At 66.7% G+C, this 16,824-nt stretch carries 18 protein-coding genes; 14 read left to right on the plus strand and 4 right to left on the minus strand.

Annotated elements, in window-relative coordinates:
• Positions 1-203: 203 nt before the first annotated feature.
• From AC5P7F_RS21395 to flgA, 4 genes are all read right to left on the minus strand, one after another.
• The gene (locus AC5P7F_RS21395) at positions 204-1,424 is read right to left on the minus strand and encodes an ATP-binding protein (protein WP_014647069.1); all 1,221 of its coding nucleotides are present in this window, start codon (positions 1,422-1,424) and stop codon (positions 204-206) included.
• 91 nt (positions 1,425-1,515) lie between these two features.
• Positions 1,516-1,854 (minus strand): FlgN family protein, encoded by a 339-nt coding sequence (locus AC5P7F_RS21400; protein WP_014037132.1) that lies wholly within the window; start codon positions 1,852-1,854, stop codon positions 1,516-1,518.
• Positions 1,851-2,156, minus strand: a complete 306-nt coding sequence (flgM, locus tag AC5P7F_RS21405; RefSeq protein WP_014647067.1) for a flagellar biosynthesis anti-sigma factor FlgM — start codon at positions 2,154-2,156, stop codon at positions 1,851-1,853. The genes AC5P7F_RS21400 and flgM overlap by 4 nt, the downstream gene beginning before the upstream one ends.
• Before the next feature lie 75 nt (positions 2,157-2,231).
• A complete protein-coding gene (gene flgA / locus AC5P7F_RS21410) occupies positions 2,232-2,888 on the minus strand; it encodes a flagellar basal body P-ring formation chaperone FlgA (protein ID WP_140222812.1) in 657 nt (218 codons plus the stop codon).
• Positions 2,889-3,146: 258 nt separating this feature from the next.
• Between flgA and AC5P7F_RS21415 the strand changes: the two genes are divergently transcribed.
• The 14 genes from AC5P7F_RS21415 to AC5P7F_RS21480 form a co-directional block, all read left to right on the plus strand.
• Complete coding sequence (locus AC5P7F_RS21415) at positions 3,147-4,091, plus strand: chemotaxis protein (protein WP_049439361.1); 945 nt, start codon at positions 3,147-3,149, stop codon at positions 4,089-4,091.
• A gap of 151 nt (positions 4,092-4,242) precedes the next feature.
• Positions 4,243-4,638: a flagellar basal body rod protein FlgB gene (gene flgB / locus AC5P7F_RS21420; RefSeq protein WP_005409576.1), complete on the plus strand. Its 396-nt coding sequence runs from the start codon at positions 4,243-4,245 to the stop codon at positions 4,636-4,638.
• 3 nt (positions 4,639-4,641) lie between these two features.
• Positions 4,642-5,049 (plus strand): flagellar basal body rod protein FlgC, encoded by a 408-nt coding sequence (flgC, locus tag AC5P7F_RS21425; RefSeq protein ID WP_005416461.1) that lies wholly within the window; start codon positions 4,642-4,644, stop codon positions 5,047-5,049.
• Positions 5,050-5,072: 23 nt separating this feature from the next.
• Complete coding sequence (locus tag AC5P7F_RS21430; RefSeq protein ID WP_014647064.1) at positions 5,073-5,756, plus strand: flagellar hook assembly protein FlgD; 684 nt, start codon at positions 5,073-5,075, stop codon at positions 5,754-5,756.
• A gap of 32 nt (positions 5,757-5,788) precedes the next feature.
• On the plus strand, positions 5,789-7,012 hold the full coding sequence (gene flgE, locus AC5P7F_RS21435) for a flagellar hook protein FlgE (RefSeq protein WP_014647063.1): 1,224 nt from the start codon (positions 5,789-5,791) through the stop codon (positions 7,010-7,012).
• 32 nt (positions 7,013-7,044) lie between these two features.
• On the plus strand, positions 7,045-7,794 hold the full coding sequence (locus tag AC5P7F_RS21440; protein ID WP_014647062.1) for a flagellar basal body rod protein FlgF: 750 nt from the start codon (positions 7,045-7,047) through the stop codon (positions 7,792-7,794).
• Between the two features lie 103 nt (positions 7,795-7,897).
• On the plus strand, positions 7,898-8,683 hold the full coding sequence (flgG, locus tag AC5P7F_RS21445; protein ID WP_005409571.1) for a flagellar basal-body rod protein FlgG: 786 nt from the start codon (positions 7,898-7,900) through the stop codon (positions 8,681-8,683).
• Between the two features lie 22 nt (positions 8,684-8,705).
• Complete coding sequence (flgH, locus tag AC5P7F_RS21450) at positions 8,706-9,398, plus strand: flagellar basal body L-ring protein FlgH (RefSeq protein ID WP_014647061.1); 693 nt, start codon at positions 8,706-8,708, stop codon at positions 9,396-9,398.
• A gap of 2 nt (positions 9,399-9,400) precedes the next feature.
• Positions 9,401-10,537 (plus strand): flagellar basal body P-ring protein FlgI, encoded by a 1,137-nt coding sequence (locus AC5P7F_RS21455; RefSeq protein WP_041863393.1) that lies wholly within the window; start codon positions 9,401-9,403, stop codon positions 10,535-10,537.
• Position 10,538: 1 nt separating this feature from the next.
• Positions 10,539-11,738: a flagellar assembly peptidoglycan hydrolase FlgJ gene (gene flgJ, locus AC5P7F_RS21460; RefSeq protein WP_014647059.1), complete on the plus strand. Its 1,200-nt coding sequence runs from the start codon at positions 10,539-10,541 to the stop codon at positions 11,736-11,738.
• Positions 11,739-11,746: 8 nt separating this feature from the next.
• A complete protein-coding gene (flgK, locus tag AC5P7F_RS21465) occupies positions 11,747-13,627 on the plus strand; it encodes a flagellar hook-associated protein FlgK (protein ID WP_014647058.1) in 1,881 nt (626 codons plus the stop codon).
• Positions 13,624-14,826, plus strand: a complete 1,203-nt coding sequence (gene flgL / locus AC5P7F_RS21470; protein ID WP_014647057.1) for a flagellar hook-associated protein FlgL — start codon at positions 13,624-13,626, stop codon at positions 14,824-14,826. The genes flgK and flgL overlap by 4 nt, the downstream gene beginning before the upstream one ends.
• 399 nt (positions 14,827-15,225) lie before the next feature.
• Positions 15,226-16,443, plus strand: coding sequence for a flagellin (locus AC5P7F_RS21475; protein ID WP_032961916.1), 1,218 nt, complete (start codon positions 15,226-15,228; stop codon positions 16,441-16,443).
• A 72-nt stretch (positions 16,444-16,515) separates the two neighbouring features.
• Positions 16,516-16,824 (plus strand): flagellin N-terminal helical domain-containing protein (locus tag AC5P7F_RS21480; RefSeq protein WP_487007350.1); only part of this gene is annotated, 309 nt, incomplete at its 3' end.

Raw genomic sequence — 16,824 nt, forward strand, 5'->3', positions numbered from 1 at the left:
GGGTGCCCGGCTTCAATGAGGTTGCCGGCCAGCGGCCGGCACTACCATCGATGGGCCCCGGTAGAGCCGGCCGCTGGCCGGCTGCTCTGGGTGTCCGGTTCCAATGAGGTTGCCGGCCAGCGGCCGGCACTACCATCGATAGGCCCCGGTAGAGCCGGCCGCTGGCCGGCTGCTCTGGGTGTCCGGTTCCACTTCGGAAGCGGTCAGCGCGGCTGCTTCACCGGCAGCACCACGCGGAAGCGCGAGCCCACGCCCGGGGTGCTGTCCAGGTCGATGCGGCCGTGATGCTTGTTGATGATGCTGTAAGAGATCGACAGGCCCAGACCGGTGCCACTGCCGACCGGCTTGGTGGTGAAGAACGGATCGAAAATGCGCTGGCGCAGTTCCGGCGAGATGCCGCCGCCGGTGTCTTCGAATTCAACCCACACGTGATCGCCATCAACGCCGGTGCGCACGGTGATCGTGCCGCGCTCGGCGATGGCATGGCCAGCGTTGAGCAGCAGGTTCATGTAGACCTGGTTCAACTCCGACGGCAGGCACTCCACCAGCGGCAACTGGCCGAATTCGCGTACCAGGGTGACCTTGTACTTGAGTTCGTTCCAGATGATGTTGATGGTCGATTCCAGGCCCGCGTGCAGGTCGACCAGCTTCCACGATTCGTCGCGACCGGAATACGAGAAGTCCTTCAGGTCGCGCACGATGCGGGTAACGCGCTCGATGCCTTCGCGCGATTCCGCCATCAGCTGCGGCAGGTCGCGGCTGATGAAGTCGATGTCCAGGCGGTCACGGATGTCATCGATTTCCGGAATCAGTGCCTTCGGGTCCGGCGCGCGCAGGGCGCGCTCGTAGGCTTCGATCACGGTGAACAGGCTGCGCAGGTACTCCTGCAGGCTGCCCAGGTTGGAGTGCACGTAACCGATCGGGTTGTTGATCTCGTGCGCGACGCCGGCGGCGAGCTGGCCGATCGAGGCCATCTTCTCCGACTGCAGCAGCTTTTCCTGGGTGCCATTGAGGCGCAGGTAGGCCTGGCGCAGCTCGGCGTGGCGCTGCTGCAGTTCGCGCTCGTAGTCTTCCTGCCCTTCGATGTGGCGGAACAACGCAAGGAAATGCCCTTCGCCGACCGGACCATGGTGGTACAGGTGGGCGATGACCACGCCCTCGCCCAGCGGCAGGCTGCCATTCCAGTGGCCATGCTGGCGGGCCTGCTCCAGTGCATCAGGGGGGAGCAGCTCGCGCAGCCGCTGCGGCGGCGGCAATCCGCCGTCCGAGCCACTGGCCAGCAGGTTCTGCGCGGCCGGGTTGGCCAGGGCCACCTGCCCGTCTTCAGTGAACAGCAGCAGGCCTTCGCGCAGGCGCTCAAGCAGGGCCTGCAGCACCGGCTGCGGCGGAAGGGGGGCGGTAACCAGGGCGTTGGCAGCGGACACGGCGACTCGGGGCGTTCGAACAGGCGCCCAATATACGCGGTCATGCAGCGGGCTTCAGCCCACCGGGAGGGGGTGTGCGACCGCCGTCGCGTCAGGCGACGGCGAGTGGCCGGCCGATGCTGACCGTGTGCGACTGGCCCTTGGCATCGTAGGCCGAGGCATCTTCGGTACGGCCGAGCTGGCGCAGCGCCCAGTTCACCTCGCGGCGACGGCGCGACAGCAGCACGCCGTTGGCGCGGTTGCGCTCGGCCAGTTCCTGCAGCTGTTCGCCCTCGCCCACCGGCGGCGCGCCTTCCAGCGCACGCAGCGCTTCCAGCTTGGCGCCGGTGGCCCGGATCAGGGCGTGCACGTCGTGCTCGACCAGGGCCTGGCGCTCAACGTCCAGGGCCTGGGCGAGGCGCTGCAGCGGCTCGCTCATCGCCGCAGTCATCCGTGCAGCTGCTGGTCCAGATCGAGCATGCGCGATGCGATCGCGTCCGGATTGATCTTGTAGGTGCCGTTCTGCAGTGACTCGCGCACGGCCGCCACGCGCTGGGCGTCGATCGCCGGGGCGGTGGTCAGCTCACGCTCGATGGCCTGCAGATTGGTGGCCTCGCCGGTCAGGCGCAGGCTGTCGGCCGCCTCGACCGGGCGCGCCGCCGCATCGGTGCTGACGCCGGGCTTGCTGGCCGGGGTCGTCACGCTGCGCAGTGCCTGGGGGACCTGCAGGTTGCCGTCGATTTTCTGGCTCATGGGGTGTCCTGGAGTTGCCGTTCACAAGGGATAACGGCCGCAGGGCCGTGATCTTTAGGGATATTTTGCGGTAAATCAACGCGCCACGATTACGTCACCTGCGGCGTCGACCGTGCCCTGCACGATCCGCCGCGAGGACAGGTTCTCGACCGAGACCCGCTCGTTCTCACCGGCATCACCCATCGCACGGCCGGCAATGCGCACCTCGACCGAGCCGCGACGCGACACCAGGGCTACATTGTCTCCTCGCTTGATGAGACGCTGGACCACCAGATCGTTGTTCGACAGCAGGGCTCCGGCCTGCAACGGACGGCGGGCGATGCGGCCGATCGCTGCATTGGGATCGGACAGCACCGCGCCGGCAATCCGGGCAGCGTCACGCTGGGCAGTGGTGATATCGGCGGCCGTGAGGGTTTCTCCAGTGCCGATTCCGCGGTTGAGCACCAGCACGGTCTGGTTGCGCCGCACCTTCACCGGCACGAACAGGCGCCAGCCGCCCGCATCGGGACAGCTCACCTCCACCGTGGTGTTGGCGGTGGGCTGCACCTGCAACGCGCTGCCACATTTCGGCAGGCGCAGCGCATCGGCCACCTGCGCCTCGCCTTCGCTGCCGGCCGGCAGTGTCGACAATGCGGCCGCGCGGATGCTGGCCACCGGTTGCCAGTCGGCAGCCGCCGCCCACGGCGCAGCAGCGGCCAGTGCAAGGGCCAGTAGGGATGTGATCCGGCGCATGGCGCCTCCTGTCGATGGGATCTGGCCCAGCAGCGTGCAAGGGGTGTGCCAGAGACCGGGTCCCGTTGATCGGATCCGGGATGGGGATTCGACCGGATGGGTAGAGTCGACTGCCAGTCGACTTTCGCGCGAAGCGCGGGGTTTCCCGTGATCGGATCGAAGAGCAGTCGACTGACAGTCGCTCTACAAAAGCGGTGTGGAGCGCGCGGACGACAGAGCGCCCTCAAGTTCCGCCCCCACCACGCCGATACAGCAGCCATGTCCCATGACCTGCTCAACCGGATCGACCAGCGGACCCGACTGGCCGGCCACAACCGCCTGGCGCTGCTGCTGTTCCGCCTCGGCGGACGTCAGCTTTTTGGCGTCAATGTCTTCAAGGTGCAGGAAGTCCTGCGCCGCCCGGAGCTGTTCCAGGTGCCCGGCCTGCCCAGCCAGTTCTCCGGCGTGGCCGACGTGCGCGGCCGCTCGGTGCCGGTACTGGACCTGGGCCTGGCGATCGGCCACCCCGAGCGCGAACCGGACGCGGACACCTCGCCCGGCTACCTGGTCGTCACCGAATTCAACCGCTCGATCCAGGGCTTCCTGGTCAGTGGCGTCGAACGCATCGTCAACATCGCGGTGGAAGACATCCACCCGCCACCGGAGCTGGGCGCCGAGTCGAGCTACCTGACCGCGGTGACCCGCTTCCAGGGCGAGCTGATCCAGGTGATCGACGTTGAGAGCGTGCTGGCCGATATCGCCCAGGTGCGCGGAGAAGCGGTACTCGACCCGGCAATGGCCATGCCCGCCGACGGCCCGCAGCTGCAGGTGCTGGTGGTGGACGACTCGCGCGTGGCCCGCCAGCAGATCCGCAGCGTGCTGGACCAGCTGGGCGTGGGTGCCACCCTGCTTTCCGACGGCAAGCAGGCGCTGGACCACCTGCTGCAGGTCCACGCCTCGGGGGAAAACCCGACCGAGCGCTATGCCATGGTCATCTCGGACATCGAGATGCCGGCCATGGATGGCTACACGCTGACGACGGAAATCCGGCGCCACCCGGGCCTGGCCGGCCTGTACGTGCTGCTGCACACCTCGCTGTCGGGCGTCTTCAACAACGCCATGGTCGAGCGCGTCGGCGCCAATGCGTTCGTCGCCAAGTACTCGCCGCACGAGCTGGCCGACTTCGTGCTGGACCGCCTGCGCAAGGTGGCGCTGGCGGCGTAAGGCCCGCCGAGGGGTCGGATCCCGGAACGGGCTCCGACCCCGCATCGCAACGCGTCAACCACGGGGTCAGAGCCCCTGCGGGGATCTGACCCCCTCTCCATTTGGCACACCCCTTGCAGCTTCCCGGGCAACGTTCCCGTGGGAGTGCACCGTGCGCAACCTGATTACCGACTACCTGGGCGTCCACGCCCAGGCCATGCCGTTGCGCGAACAGCGGATGAAGCTGATCGCCAGCAACCTCGGCAATGCCGACACTCCCGGCTACAAGGCCCAGGACCTGGACTTCGATGCCGCCCTGCGCCACGCCCAGGGGCAGGATGCCAATGGCCTGATGGCCACCACCCATGAGCAGCACTACGAGATCAGTAGTGGCCTGAACCCGTTCCAGATCGCGCGCGAAGGCGTGCAGCCCAGCCTGGACGGCAACACCGTCGACCCCGATGCCGAGCGTGCCGCCTATGGCCGCGCCGCACTGGAATACCGCGCCTCGCTCAGCTTCGTCGAGAGCAAGGTGCGTTCCATGCTGACCGCGATCACGGGGCAATAAGCCATGAGCAACCTGCCGATCTTCGACATCGCCGGCTCCGCGCTGCAGGCACAGTCGGTGCGCATGAGCACCATCGCCTCCAACCTCTCCAATGCCGACACCGTCGCCGGTTCCGCCGACGCCGTGTACAAGCCGCTGGAACCGATCTTCCAGGCCGTCACCAGCAAGAACGATCCCAACATCACCTCGGTGAAGGTGAAGGAGATCACCCAGAGCGAGGCCGCGCCGATCAAGCGCTACGAGCCAGGCCACCCGCTGGCCGACGCCGATGGCTACATCTACCAGCCCGATGTCGATCCGGTGGCGCAGATGGTCAACCTGATCTCGACCTCGCGCAATTACCAGGCCGGCGTGGAGATGTTGACCACCGCCAAGGAACTGGCCCTGGCCACCCTGACCATGGGCCGCTGAGGCCCGCAGCACCGGATACCGCCATGACCACCGCCGTCAACAACCAGACCAGCCAGGACGTCTATTCCGCGCTGGGCCTGAACGCCCCCAACAGCAACGCCACGAAAAAGAAGAACACGCTGGACCAGGCCGACTTCCTGCGCCTGATGACCGAGCAGCTGCAGCACCAGGATCCGCTGAAGCCGATGGACAACACGCAGATGGTCGCGCAGATGGCGCAGATGTCCACCGTGCAGGGCATCACCGATCTGAACAAGACGGTGAAGGGCTTCCAGGAGTCGATGGCCAGCGACCAGGTGCTGCGTGGCGCTGCGCTGGTCGGCCACCAGGTGCTGGTGCCGTCGGAAAAGCTGGTGCTGGAGAAGGAAGGCAATGTCGAAGGCACGGTGGCTGCACCGTCGGCCGGCATCATCACCGTGGACATCACCGACGCCAACGGCGCCAAGGTCACCTCGCTGAGCGTGGAAGCCAAGGCTGCCGGCGAAACCGCCTTCCAGTGGGACGGCAAGGATGCCAACGGCAAGCGCATGGAGCCGGGCAAGTACTCCATCGTCGCCAACCATGTCGACACCGCCGGCAAGAGCACCAAGCTGTCCACCTACGTACAGGCGCCGGTGGAGAGCGTGACCGTTGGTTCCGACGGCCTGTACCTGAACCTCAAGGGCCTGGGCACGGCCCCGATCGACTACGTGCTCCGCGTCAGCTGAGCCGCACCTTCCGCATCAACCAGGAGCATCCCATGGGCTTCAATGTCTCGCTGTCCGGCATCAACGCCGCCAACACCGACCTGAGCGTCACCGCCAACAACGTCGCCAACGTCAACACTACCGGCTTCAAGCAGTCGCGCGCGGAGTTCGCCGACCTGTTCGCTTCGACCAGCTACGGCCTGTCGAAGAACCAGACCGGCTCGGGCGTGCGCGTTTCCAACGTCGCCCAGCAGTTCATCCAGGGCCACAACGAGCAGACCGGGCGCAGCCTGGACATGGCCATTTCCGGTGAAGGCTTCTTCACCATGAACATGAATGGTTCGCGCGTGTACTCGCGTGCCGGCAACTTCCAGACCGATTCGGCCGGCTACGTGGTCAACCCGCAGGGTGCGCGCCTGCAGGTGTTCGCGCCGAATGCCGATGGCACCAACTTTGATGCCGGCCGCCTGGTCGACCTGCAGCTGCTGACCACCGACAGCCCGCCGAAGCAGACCAGCGAAGTGAAGGTTGGCTTCACCCTGCCGGCCAACGCCAAGCAGCCGACGGTGGCGACCTTCGACCCGGCCGATTCGAACAGCTACAACCACTCCAGCGGTGGCATCACCGTGTACGACTCGCTGGGCGTGAGCCACATCCAGGTCTCGTACTTCGTCAAGGGCGCCAACCCCAACGAATGGACCGTGCGCAATTACGTCGATGGCCAGCCGGCCGGCGCACCGACCCCGGTCACCTTCGACAACAGCGGCAAGCTGGTCGCACCTGCCAACGGCAAGGTCAGCCTCGGCACCTTCACCCCGACCACCGGTGCCGGCCAGTTGAACATGACGCTGGACATCAGCGGCTCCACCCAGTACGGCGAGAAGTTCGCCCTGCGCAATACCCAGCAGGACGGCTATGCCGCCGGCAAGCTCAACGAAGTGACCGTGTCCGAATCCGGCGTGGTCTACGCCCGCTATTCCAACGGCGACGACAAGCCACTGGGCCAGGTCGCCCTGACCACCTTCAACAACACGCAGGGCCTGGAATCGAAGGGCAACAACCTGTGGGTGGAGACCTTCGAATCGGGCACGCCGCGCACCGGCATGCCGGACACCTCCAACCTCGGCAAGATCCAGGCCGGCTCGCTGGAAGCGTCCACCGTCGATCTCACCGAGCAACTGGTCAACATGATCACCGCGCAGCGCAACTTCCAGGCCAACGCGCAGATGATCACCACGCAGGACCAGATCACCCAGACCGTCATCAACATCCGTTGATGAGCTGCTGACCCTGTCACGGAACTCCCCGCATGGATAAAGCTCTTTACGTGGCGATGACCGGTGCCCGCGCCTCCCTGCAGGCGCAGGGAACGCTCAGCCACAACCTCGCCAACTCGGACACCCCTGGCTTCAAGGAAGCGCTGGCCAACACCGAAGCCTTCCCGATCAAGGGCCCGGGCTTTGCCTCGCGGGTGGATGCGCTGCACGTCGACGCCGGCTTCAACCGTACGCCCGGCTCGCAGCACATCACCGGCAAGCCGCTGGATCTGTCCCTGCAGACCGGCACCTGGCTGGCCGTGCAGTCCAGCGACGGCAGTGAGGCGTACACGCGCGGCGCTGCATTGTCGGTCACCCCGAACGGCCAGCTGGTGACCTCCAGCGGCCGTCCGGTACTGGATGACAACAACAACCCGATCGCCATTCCGCCCTACCAGGCGATGGAAATCGGTGCCGACGGCACGCTCTCGATCATCCCGCAGGGCGAAGGCCCGCAGACCATGGCGCAGATCGGCCGGATCAAGGTGGTACAGGCGCCGGACGAGCGCCTCGAGCGTGGCCTGGATGGCCTGTTCCGCAACACCGACCCACTGCAGCCGTTCGCACCGGCACAGGGCACCGCCGTGCACAGCGGCCAGCTGGAAGGCAGCAACGTCGATGCCGCCGGTGCACTGGTGCAGATGATCCAGCTGCAGCGCCAGTACGAAATGCAGGTGCAGGTGATCAAGCACGGCGACGACAACGCGCGCAGTGCCAACAACCTGCTGCGCCTGGGCAGCTGACGGAATTCCGGCGCCGCCCGGGCGCGGCGCTGGCACACCGCTTGCACACCCGTTACCAAGGGCCGCATCGCGCGGCCGGCTTTACCCAGACAGGACACCGAAGATGAACCAGGCATTGTGGATCGCGAAAACCGGACTGGATGCGCAGCAGATGCGCATGTCGGTGGTTTCCAACAACCTCGCCAACACCAACACCACCGGCTTCAAGCAGGACCGTGCCAGCTTCGAGGACCTGCTGTACCAGCAGGTACGCCAGCCCGGCGGCTCTTCGTCGGCGCAGACCCAGCTGCCGACCGGCCTGCAGCTGGGTACCGGTGTACGCGTGGTCGCCACCGCCAAGAATTTCGAGCAGGGTGGCCAGCAGCAGACCGGCCGTGCGCTGGACGTGATGGTCAACGGCCGCGGCTTCTTCGAAGTGCAGATGCCCGACGGCAGCTCGGCCTACACCCGTGATGGCTCGTTCAAGATCAACCAGGACAGCGAGCTGGTCACCAACAGCGGCTACCCGGTGCAGCCGGGCATCCAGATTCCCGAGGGCGCGCAGTCGGTGACCATCGGTACCGACGGCACCATCAGCGTGAAGATGGCCGACGGCGCGGCGTCAGTGGAAGTGGGTGCGCTGACCCTGACCGACTTCGTCAATCCGGCCGGCCTGCAGGCACGCGGCGAGAACCTGTTCCTGGAAACCACCGCTTCCGGTCCGGCACAGAACGGCAATCCCGGGCTCAACGGCCTCGGCACCGTGGTGCAGGGCGCGCTGGAAGGCAGCAACGTCAATGTGGTCGAAGAGCTGGTGTCGATGATCGAAACCCAGCGCGCCTACGAAATGAACGCCAAGGCAATCTCCACCACCGATTCGATGCTCGGATATCTCAACAACAAGCTCTGACCGGCCCAACCGGGAAACCGCCATGTCGCCCATTTCCAGATTCACCCGCACTGCCCTCGCCTGCGCCGTGGTCGCCCTGCTCGGTGGCTGCGTGATCGCCGGCGACGTGCGCCCCTACGCGGCGATGGCACCGATCCAGCCGATCATGCCGCCGCAGGCCGCGCCGACCGCCGGTGCGATCTACGCTGCCGGCCCGACCCTGCAGCTGTACTCGGACCGCCGCGCACGCGATGTCGGCGACCTGCTGACCATCACCCTGCTGGAAAACACCACCGCGCAGACCAGCGCCAACACGGCCACCAACAAGGAATCCAACCTGAGCCTGGGCACGCCGTCCATCCTCGGTGCGCCGGTCACCCTGGGCGGCAAGGACATCCTCAGTGCGACGGCCAAGGGCGCGCGTGACTTCACCGGCAAGGGCAACAGCGCGCAGAGCAACCGCCTGCAGGGCAGTGTCACCGTCACGGTGATCCAGCGCCTGCCCAATGGCAACCTGGTGGTACAGGGGCAGAAGAACCTGCGACTGAACCAGGGTGATGAACTGGTACAGGTGCAGGGCATCGTGCGCCCGGGCGACATCAGCCAGGACAACACCATTCCTTCCAGCCGCGTGGCCGAAGCCCGCATCGTCTACGGCGGCCGCGGCCCGGTCGCGCAGTCCAACGCGATGGGCTGGCTGAGCCGCTTCTTCAATTCCGGCCTGACGCCGTTCTGAGTATGGCCATGAAACTCCTCCCCTCTTCTTCCTGGCAGCGCCGCGTGGCGTCGTTCGTCGCGCTGATGCTGCTGGTCGTGGCAGCCCCGGCCAGCGCCGAGCGCATCAAGGACCTGGCCCAGGTCGGCGGCGTGCGTGGTAACGCCCTGGTGGGCTACGGCCTGGTGGTCGGCCTGGATGGCAGCGGCGACCGCACCAGCCAGGCGCCCTTCACCGTGCAGAGCCTGAAGAACCTGCTCGGCGAGCTGGGCGTGAACGTACCGGCCAACGTCAATCCGCAGCTGAAGAATGTTGCGGCCGTCGCGATCCATGCCGAGCTGCCGCCGTTCGCCAAGCCGGGCCAGCCGATCGACATCACCGTGTCGTCGATCGGCAACGCCGTCTCGCTGCGCGGCGGCTCGCTGCTGATGGCCCCGCTGCGCGGCGCCGACGGCCAGATCTATGCGATCGCGCAGGGCAACCTGATCGTCGGCGGCTTTGGTGCGCAGGGCAAGGATGGTTCGCGGGTTTCGGTGAACGTACCGAGCGTGGGCCGCATTCCCAATGGCGCCACGGTCGAGCGTGCCCTGCCCGACCCGCTGGCCAATGGCGGCGACATCACGCTGAACCTGCACAACAACGATTTCACCACCGTTTCGCGCATGGTCGCCGCACTCAACAACGCGTTCGGCGAAGGCGCCGCGCGTGCGGTCGACGGCGTGACCGTGGCCGTGACTGCGCCGACCGATCCGGGCGCACGCATCGGCCTGCTGGCCCGCATCGAGAATCTGGAGCTGACCCCGGGCAGCGCCCCGGCCAAGGTCGTGGTCAATTCCCGCACCGGCACCGTGGTCATCGGCCAGCAGGTGCGGGTCGGCCCTGCCGCGATCTCGCATGGTTCGCTGACGGTGACGATCCAGGAGAACACCAACGTCAGCCAACCCAATGCCCTGTCCGGTGGCCGTACCGTGGCCAGCCCACAGTCGACCATCACCGCCACCAACGACGGCAGCCGCATGTTCAAGTTCAGCGGCGGCACCACCCTGGACGAGATCGTGCACGCGGTGAACGCCGTGGGCGCGGCGCCGGGCGACCTGATCGCGATCCTGGAAGCCCTGAAGCAGGCCGGCGCATTGAGTGCCGAGCTCGAGGTGATCTGACATGCGCATCAATCCCGCATTCGACCTGCACCCGGCGCAGCAGAACGACCCGGCGAAGATCGACAAGGTCGCACGCCAGCTGGAAGGCCAGTTCGCACAGATGCTGGTCAAAAGCATGCGTGATGCCAGTTTCGGCGACTCGCTGTTTCCCGGCGAGAACAAGATGTTCCGCGACATGTACGACCAGAAGATCGCCGAGGCGATGACCCGCGGCAAGGGGCTGGGCCTGTCCGGCATGATCAGCCGCCAGCTGTCCGGCCAGGCCGCCGACGGCCCCGCGCTGGATACCCGCGTGGATCCGGCCAAGGCCAGCCGCGCATACCAGCTCAACGCGCCGGACAAGCCGGCACCGTCGCTGCCGTTGGAAGATGGCAGCCAGGCCGTGCGCATGCTGCAGCAGATGGCGGCCGGCGCACAGCACGGCGCGCAGGCCGCGCTGGCACCGATGGAACAGGCACTGGACCTGATCGCCGGTCGCGAAAGCAGCAGCCTGCACCGCTCGCTGGGCACCGAGGATCCGTACATCGGCAACCTGCAGGGCGAGGACTGGTCCACCAACAACGACCAGTGGTCGGCGACGGCCAGTAACCGCGGTACGGCCATGAGCCAAGCCGATGCGATGGCTACCCGCACCGCCGTGGCCCAGCTGGGGCCGCACACGCCGGAAGGTTTCGTCGCCAGCATCTGGCAGCACGCGCAGAGCGCGGCCAGGGAACTGGGCGTGGATGCCCGTGCGCTGGTCGCCCAGGCCGCGTTGGAAACCGGCTGGGGCAAGCGCCACATCCGCCAGTCCGACGGCAGTACCTCGCACAATCTGTTCGGCATCAAGGCCACCGGCTGGAGCGGCCAGCGCGTTGAAGCCGGCACCCACGAATACGTGGATGGCGTACGCCGCAACGAAACCGCCAGCTTCCGCGCCTACAGCTCGCCGGCCGAAAGCTTCGCCGACTACGTGCGCCTGCTGAAGACCAGCCCGCGCTACCAGCAGGCCCTGCAGGCCGGCACCGACGTGCAGGGCTTCGCCCGTGGCCTGCAGCGCGCCGGCTATGCCACCGACCCGCGCTATGCGGCCAAGATCGCCGCGATCGCCGGCGGCCCGACCATCGAGCGTGCCGTAGCGGCCGTGACCGACGCCGGCGCGCGCCTTGGCCAGACCTTCGCCAGCACCGCGACCGCGGCGCTGGGTATCACCCGTCGTTGAGGAACCCCATGTCCAGCGTACTTTCCACCGGTACCGGTGCCCTGCTCGCCTTCCAGCGTGCGTTGGCGACCACCAGCCACAACGTGGCCAACCTCAATACGCCCGGCTACAGCCGGCAGAAGGTCAACTTCGCTACCGCCGACCCGCAGAACTACGGCTATGGCACGGTCGGCAACGGCACCCGGATCACTGACATCCGCCGCACTGCCGACCAGCTGGCGATCTCGCGCCTGCTCGACAGCAGCGGTGAACTGGCGCGCCTGAAACAGCTTTCGGGCATGGCCGACCGGGTCAACGCGCTGTTCTCCGATGCGGCCACCAATGTGGCCGGCGTCTGGTCGAACTTCTTCGATTCGGTCAGTGGCCTGTCGTCCAACGCGGCCGGCACCGCCGACCGCCAGAACATGCTCGACGGCGGCAAGGCGTTGGCCAACCGCTTCGTGCAGCTCAACACGCACTTGAACAACCTCAACAGCGAGGTCAACAACGGCCTGCTGGCCGGTGCCACCGAGGTCAACCGCCTGGCGCAGGAAATCGCGCAGATCAACGGCGCCATCGGCACCAACGTCGCCACCGCGGCGCCCGATCTGCTCGACCGCCGCGACCAGCTGATCACCCAGCTGATCGGCTACACCGGTGGCACGGCGGTGATCCAGGACGGCGGCATCATGAATGTCTACACCGCCGGCGGCAACGCGCTGGTGGTGGGTACCACGGCGACCAAGGTCACCACCGTGGCCGACCCGTACCAGCCCGAGCGCCTGCAGTTGGCGCTGGAGACCCAGGGCAACACCATCCGCCTCGACCCGAAGGCGGTCGGCGGCCAGATCGGTGGCCTGCTGGAATTCCGCGACACCGTGCTGACCCCTGCCCAGGCTGAACTGGGCAAGCTGGCGGTGGGCCTGGCCGAGAGCTTCAACCAGGCGCACCACCAGGGCGTGGACCTGTATGGCCAGCTGGGCGGGGACTTCTTCACCATCGGCAACCCGCGCGTCACCGGCAACAACAGCAATACCGGCACCGCCAGCCTCAGCGCAACCTACGGCGACCTGGGCAAGCTGGACGCGCAGAACGTGGTGCTGCAGTTCGATGGCACCAACTGGAAGGCCAGCCGCGCCGACACCGGCGCCAGCATCCCGCTGACCGGCACCGGCACCGCCGCCGATCCGCTGGTAATCAACGGCGTCAAGCTGGTCGTCGGCGGTACGCCGGCTGCAAATGACCGCTTCCTGCTGCAGCCGACCGCGGGCGTGGCCGGCAGCATGGAAGTGGCAATCACCGATCCGTCGCGCATCGCCGCCGCTGCAGCGGTGAAGGGCGCGGCCGCCACCGCCAACACCGGTACCGGCAAGCTGAGCGGTGTCACCGTCACCGATTCGACCAACGCCAACCTGCGCAATCCGTCGGCGATCGTGTTCACCTCGGCCACCACCTACACCATCGACGGTGGGCCGCCGCAGACCTACACGCCCGGCCAGACCATCAGCGCCAACGGCTGGAGCTTCGTGCTGGACGGTGCACCGAAGGTGGGCGATACCTTCAACATCACCCCGACCCCGGCCGGTTCGTCGGACAACAGCAACGCGTCGAAGATGGCCAAGGTGGAAAGCGCGAAGGCGTTCAACGCCGGAACGGTGACACTGAACGGCGCGCTGGGTGGCCTGACCACCCAGGTCGGCGCCGCCGCCCGCTCGGCCGAGTACTCGCTCGACGCGCAGCTGGTGATCAATGACAAGGCGCAGGAAGCCCGCGACGAAGTCTCCGGCGTGAACCTGGACGAGGAAGCGGCGGACATGCTGCGCCTGCAGCAGGCCTACCAGGCCGCCTCGCAGCTGATCTCGACCGCCGACAGCATGTTCCAGACCATCCTGGGAGCCGTCCGCCGATGAGCAGCCGCATCTCCACCAGCATGATGTTCAACCAGTCGGTGTCGCTGATGATGGCCAAGCAGGCCAAGCTCAGCCACCTGGAGCAGCAGATCGCCACCGGCAGCAAGATCGTCAGCGCCAAGGACGATCCGGTTGCCGCCGGCACCGCGGTCGGCCTTGACCGCAGCCTGGCTGCACTGGACCGCATGAAGCTCAATGCCGGCAACGTGCAGAACCGCCTGGGCGTGCAGGAAAACACCCTGGCACAGGTCAACGACCTGATGGCACGCGTCAACGATCTGACCATCCAGGCCAGCAATCCGGCGCTGAGCGCGGCGGACAAGAAGACGCTGATCACCGAGGTCAACCAGATCCGCGACGGCCTGCTGTCGCTGGCCAACGCCGATGATGGCACCGGCCGCTACGTGTTCGGTGGCACCAACGACGGCGACCCGCCGTTTGCCAAGATCAACGGCAAAGTGGTCTACCGTGGCGACCAGACCCAGCGCCAGGTCGAAGTCGGTCCGGATACCTACGTGAAGGACGCGCTGCCCGGCAGCGAGATCTTCATGCGCATTCCCACCGGCGATGGCTTCGTCGACGGCAGCGCCGCGGCCGGCAACACCGGCAACGGCGTGCTGACCAACATCACCCGCGACGGCAGCGACAGCTGGAACGGCCAGGGCTTCAGCGTGCGCTTCACCACTGGCAACCAATACGAGGTGGTGGACGGTGCGGGCAACGTGACCGGAACCGGCACCTACAAGGCCGGCGACGATCTGGAAGTGAACGGTGTGCGCCTGCGCATCACCGGCGCACCGGCAGCGGGCGACAGCTTCAGCGTACAGGCCGCGAGCAGCCGCGACATCTTCTCCACCATGGACAACCTGGTGGCGGCGCTGGGTGCCGACACCGGTACCACCGCGCAGATGACTGCGCAGCAGAACCAGCTGCAGAGCGCACTGCGCGACGTGGCGCGCGCTTCCGAGCGGATGATCGATTCGCGTGCCGCAGGCGGTGCGCAGTTGAAGGCGCTGGACAATGCCGCCGACATGCGCGAGGCCAATGGCGTGACCCTGAAGACCACGCTGTCGCAGATGCGCGACCTGGATTACGCCGATGCGCTGAGCCAGTACCAGCTGCAGAGCACCGCGCTGCAGGCGGCGCAGACGATCTTCTCGCAGATGCAGTCGATGTCGCTGTTCAACAAGCTGCGCTGACGCCCCGCCCGCGTCAGTCCCGAAAGGCCGCGATGCCCTGCATCGCGGCCTTTTTCGTTTGCGCGCCTGCCCGCCGCTGCGCGGCCACCTGGCCGTCGCTGGCCGATCTTCCGTGATTCTCCATCAAGCCCGGCCCGACCCCGCCGATACCTTCATCAGCGCTGGTCAGGCCCTGCCCGACCGCCCCTCCCGGGGCCGCTTCCACCCTGGCAACAGGGCTGAAAACCCCGGGAAAACAGCTTCAGGCAACGAATTCTGGCTTCAACGGAATTCACGGCTAAAGGTTGTTGACAAAGCGCCGTTATTCATTTGGCAACGGCGAAGCACACAGCCACACAAAAAAACAGGCGGCGCTTCGTTTCATTCACCAACGGGTTCCATATAAGAGGAGACGACCCCATGGCACAGGTAATCAACACCAATACGATGTCGCTCAACGCTCAGCGCAACCTGAGCACCAGCGGCAGCTCGCTCGCCACCACCATCCAGCGCCTCTCGTCCGGCCTGCGCATCAACAGCGCGAAGGACGACGCGGCCGGCCTGGCCATCAGCGAGCGCTTCACCACCCAGATCCGCGGTCTGGACGTGGCCATCCGCAATGCCAACGACGGCATCTCGCTGGCCCAGGTCGCCGAGGGTTCGCTGAACGAAGTCGGCAACAACCTGCAGCGCATCCGCGAACTGGGTGTGCAGGCCTCCAATGCCACCAACTCGGCCAGCGACCGCAAGGCCCTGCAGGCTGAAGTGACCCAGCTGGTCAGCGAGATCGACCGCGTCGCCAAGCAGGCCGACTTCAACGGCACCAAGCTGCTGGACGGCAGCTTCACCAGCCAGCTGTTCCAGGTGGGTGCCAACGCCGGACAGGCCATCGCCATCAACAGCGTGGTCAACGCCAAGGCCGATTCGCTGGGCGCGGCCACCTTCGCCAACGGTTATACCGGCACCGCACTGGCGGTGGACAAGGCGACGGCCGACACCACCTACTCCGGCCTGCAGGTCTCGGTCACCCCGCCGGGCGGCACCGCCACCACGGTCACCATCAGCGACTTCACGGTGAAGGCCGGCGAATCGATCACCTCGGCCACCGCCGCGGCGATCAACAACAAGCTGGGCGAAACCGGCGTGGTTGCCTCGGTCAATGCCGGCGTCGTCAGCCTGGCCTCGGTCAAGGATGGCCAGACCTTCGCGCTGGGTGTCAGCGCGGCGACTCCGCCGGCCGGCGCCACCGCCGCGACCCTCGCCGGCCTGGGCCTGACCGAGACCAGCACCAACGGCGGCACCCTGACCGGTGCAGCGGCCAGCTTCGTCAAGGACCTGAACGTCACTACCGCCGAAGGCGCACAGAAGGCGATGTCGATCGTCGACAAGGCCCTGGAATCGGTCAACAGCGTCCGCGCCGACCTCGGCGCGATCCAGAACCGCTTCACCTCGGTGGTGGCCAACCTGCAGACCTCCTCGGAGAACCTGTCCGCATCGCGCAGCCGCATCCGCGATACCGACTTCGCCAAGGAAACCGCCGAACTGACCCGCACCCAGATCCTGCAGCAGGCCGGTACGGCCATGCTGGCCCAGGCCAACCAGGTACCGCAGAACGTGCTCAGCCTGTTGCAGCGCTGACATGAGCCGCCCCCGGGGCACGTCGGGGGCGTCTAACCCAACTCACGTGCAACCGCTCAAGGACCTCTCCTCATGGCACAAGTCATCAACACCAATACGATGTCGTTGAATGCTCAGCGTAACCTGAGCACCAGCGGCAGCTCGCTGGCTACCACCATCCAGCGCCTGTCCTCCGGTTCGCGCATCAACAGCGCCAAGGACGACGCCGCCGGCCTGGCGATCTCCGAGCGCTTCGGCACGCAGATCCGCGGTACCGACGTCGCCATCCGCAATGCCAACGACGGTATCTCGCTGGCCCAGGTCGCCGAAGGTTCGCTGACCGAAATCGGCAACAACCTGCAGCGCGTCCGCGAGCTGTCGGTGCAGGCCTCCAACGCCACC

Source organism: Stenotrophomonas sp. YJH_SMC_105-26 (genome assembly GCF_059368915.1).

Coding starts and splice junctions, on each gene's coding strand:
- AC5P7F_RS21400 (WP_014037132.1), bottom strand. CDS start 1,854: ATGACTGCGGCGATGAGCGAGCCGCTGCAGCGCCTCGCCCAGGCCCTG.
- flgM (WP_014647067.1), bottom strand. CDS start 2,156: ATGAGCCAGAAAATCGACGGCAACCTGCAGGTCCCCCAGGCACTGCGC.
- flgA (WP_140222812.1), bottom strand. CDS start 2,888: ATGCGCCGGATCACATCCCTACTGGCCCTTGCACTGGCCGCTGCTGCG.
- AC5P7F_RS21415 (WP_049439361.1), top strand. CDS start 3,147: ATGTCCCATGACCTGCTCAACCGGATCGACCAGCGGACCCGACTGGCC.
- flgC (WP_005416461.1), top strand. CDS start 4,642: ATGAGCAACCTGCCGATCTTCGACATCGCCGGCTCCGCGCTGCAGGCA.
- AC5P7F_RS21430 (WP_014647064.1), top strand. CDS start 5,073: ATGACCACCGCCGTCAACAACCAGACCAGCCAGGACGTCTATTCCGCG.
- flgE (WP_014647063.1), top strand. CDS start 5,789: ATGGGCTTCAATGTCTCGCTGTCCGGCATCAACGCCGCCAACACCGAC.
- AC5P7F_RS21440 (WP_014647062.1), top strand. CDS start 7,045: ATGGATAAAGCTCTTTACGTGGCGATGACCGGTGCCCGCGCCTCCCTG.
- flgG (WP_005409571.1), top strand. CDS start 7,898: ATGAACCAGGCATTGTGGATCGCGAAAACCGGACTGGATGCGCAGCAG.
- flgH (WP_014647061.1), top strand. CDS start 8,706: ATGTCGCCCATTTCCAGATTCACCCGCACTGCCCTCGCCTGCGCCGTG.
- AC5P7F_RS21455 (WP_041863393.1), top strand. CDS start 9,401: ATGGCCATGAAACTCCTCCCCTCTTCTTCCTGGCAGCGCCGCGTGGCG.
- flgJ (WP_014647059.1), top strand. CDS start 10,539: ATGCGCATCAATCCCGCATTCGACCTGCACCCGGCGCAGCAGAACGAC.
- flgK (WP_014647058.1), top strand. CDS start 11,747: ATGTCCAGCGTACTTTCCACCGGTACCGGTGCCCTGCTCGCCTTCCAG.
- flgL (WP_014647057.1), top strand. CDS start 13,624: ATGAGCAGCCGCATCTCCACCAGCATGATGTTCAACCAGTCGGTGTCG.
- AC5P7F_RS21475 (WP_032961916.1), top strand. CDS start 15,226: ATGGCACAGGTAATCAACACCAATACGATGTCGCTCAACGCTCAGCGC.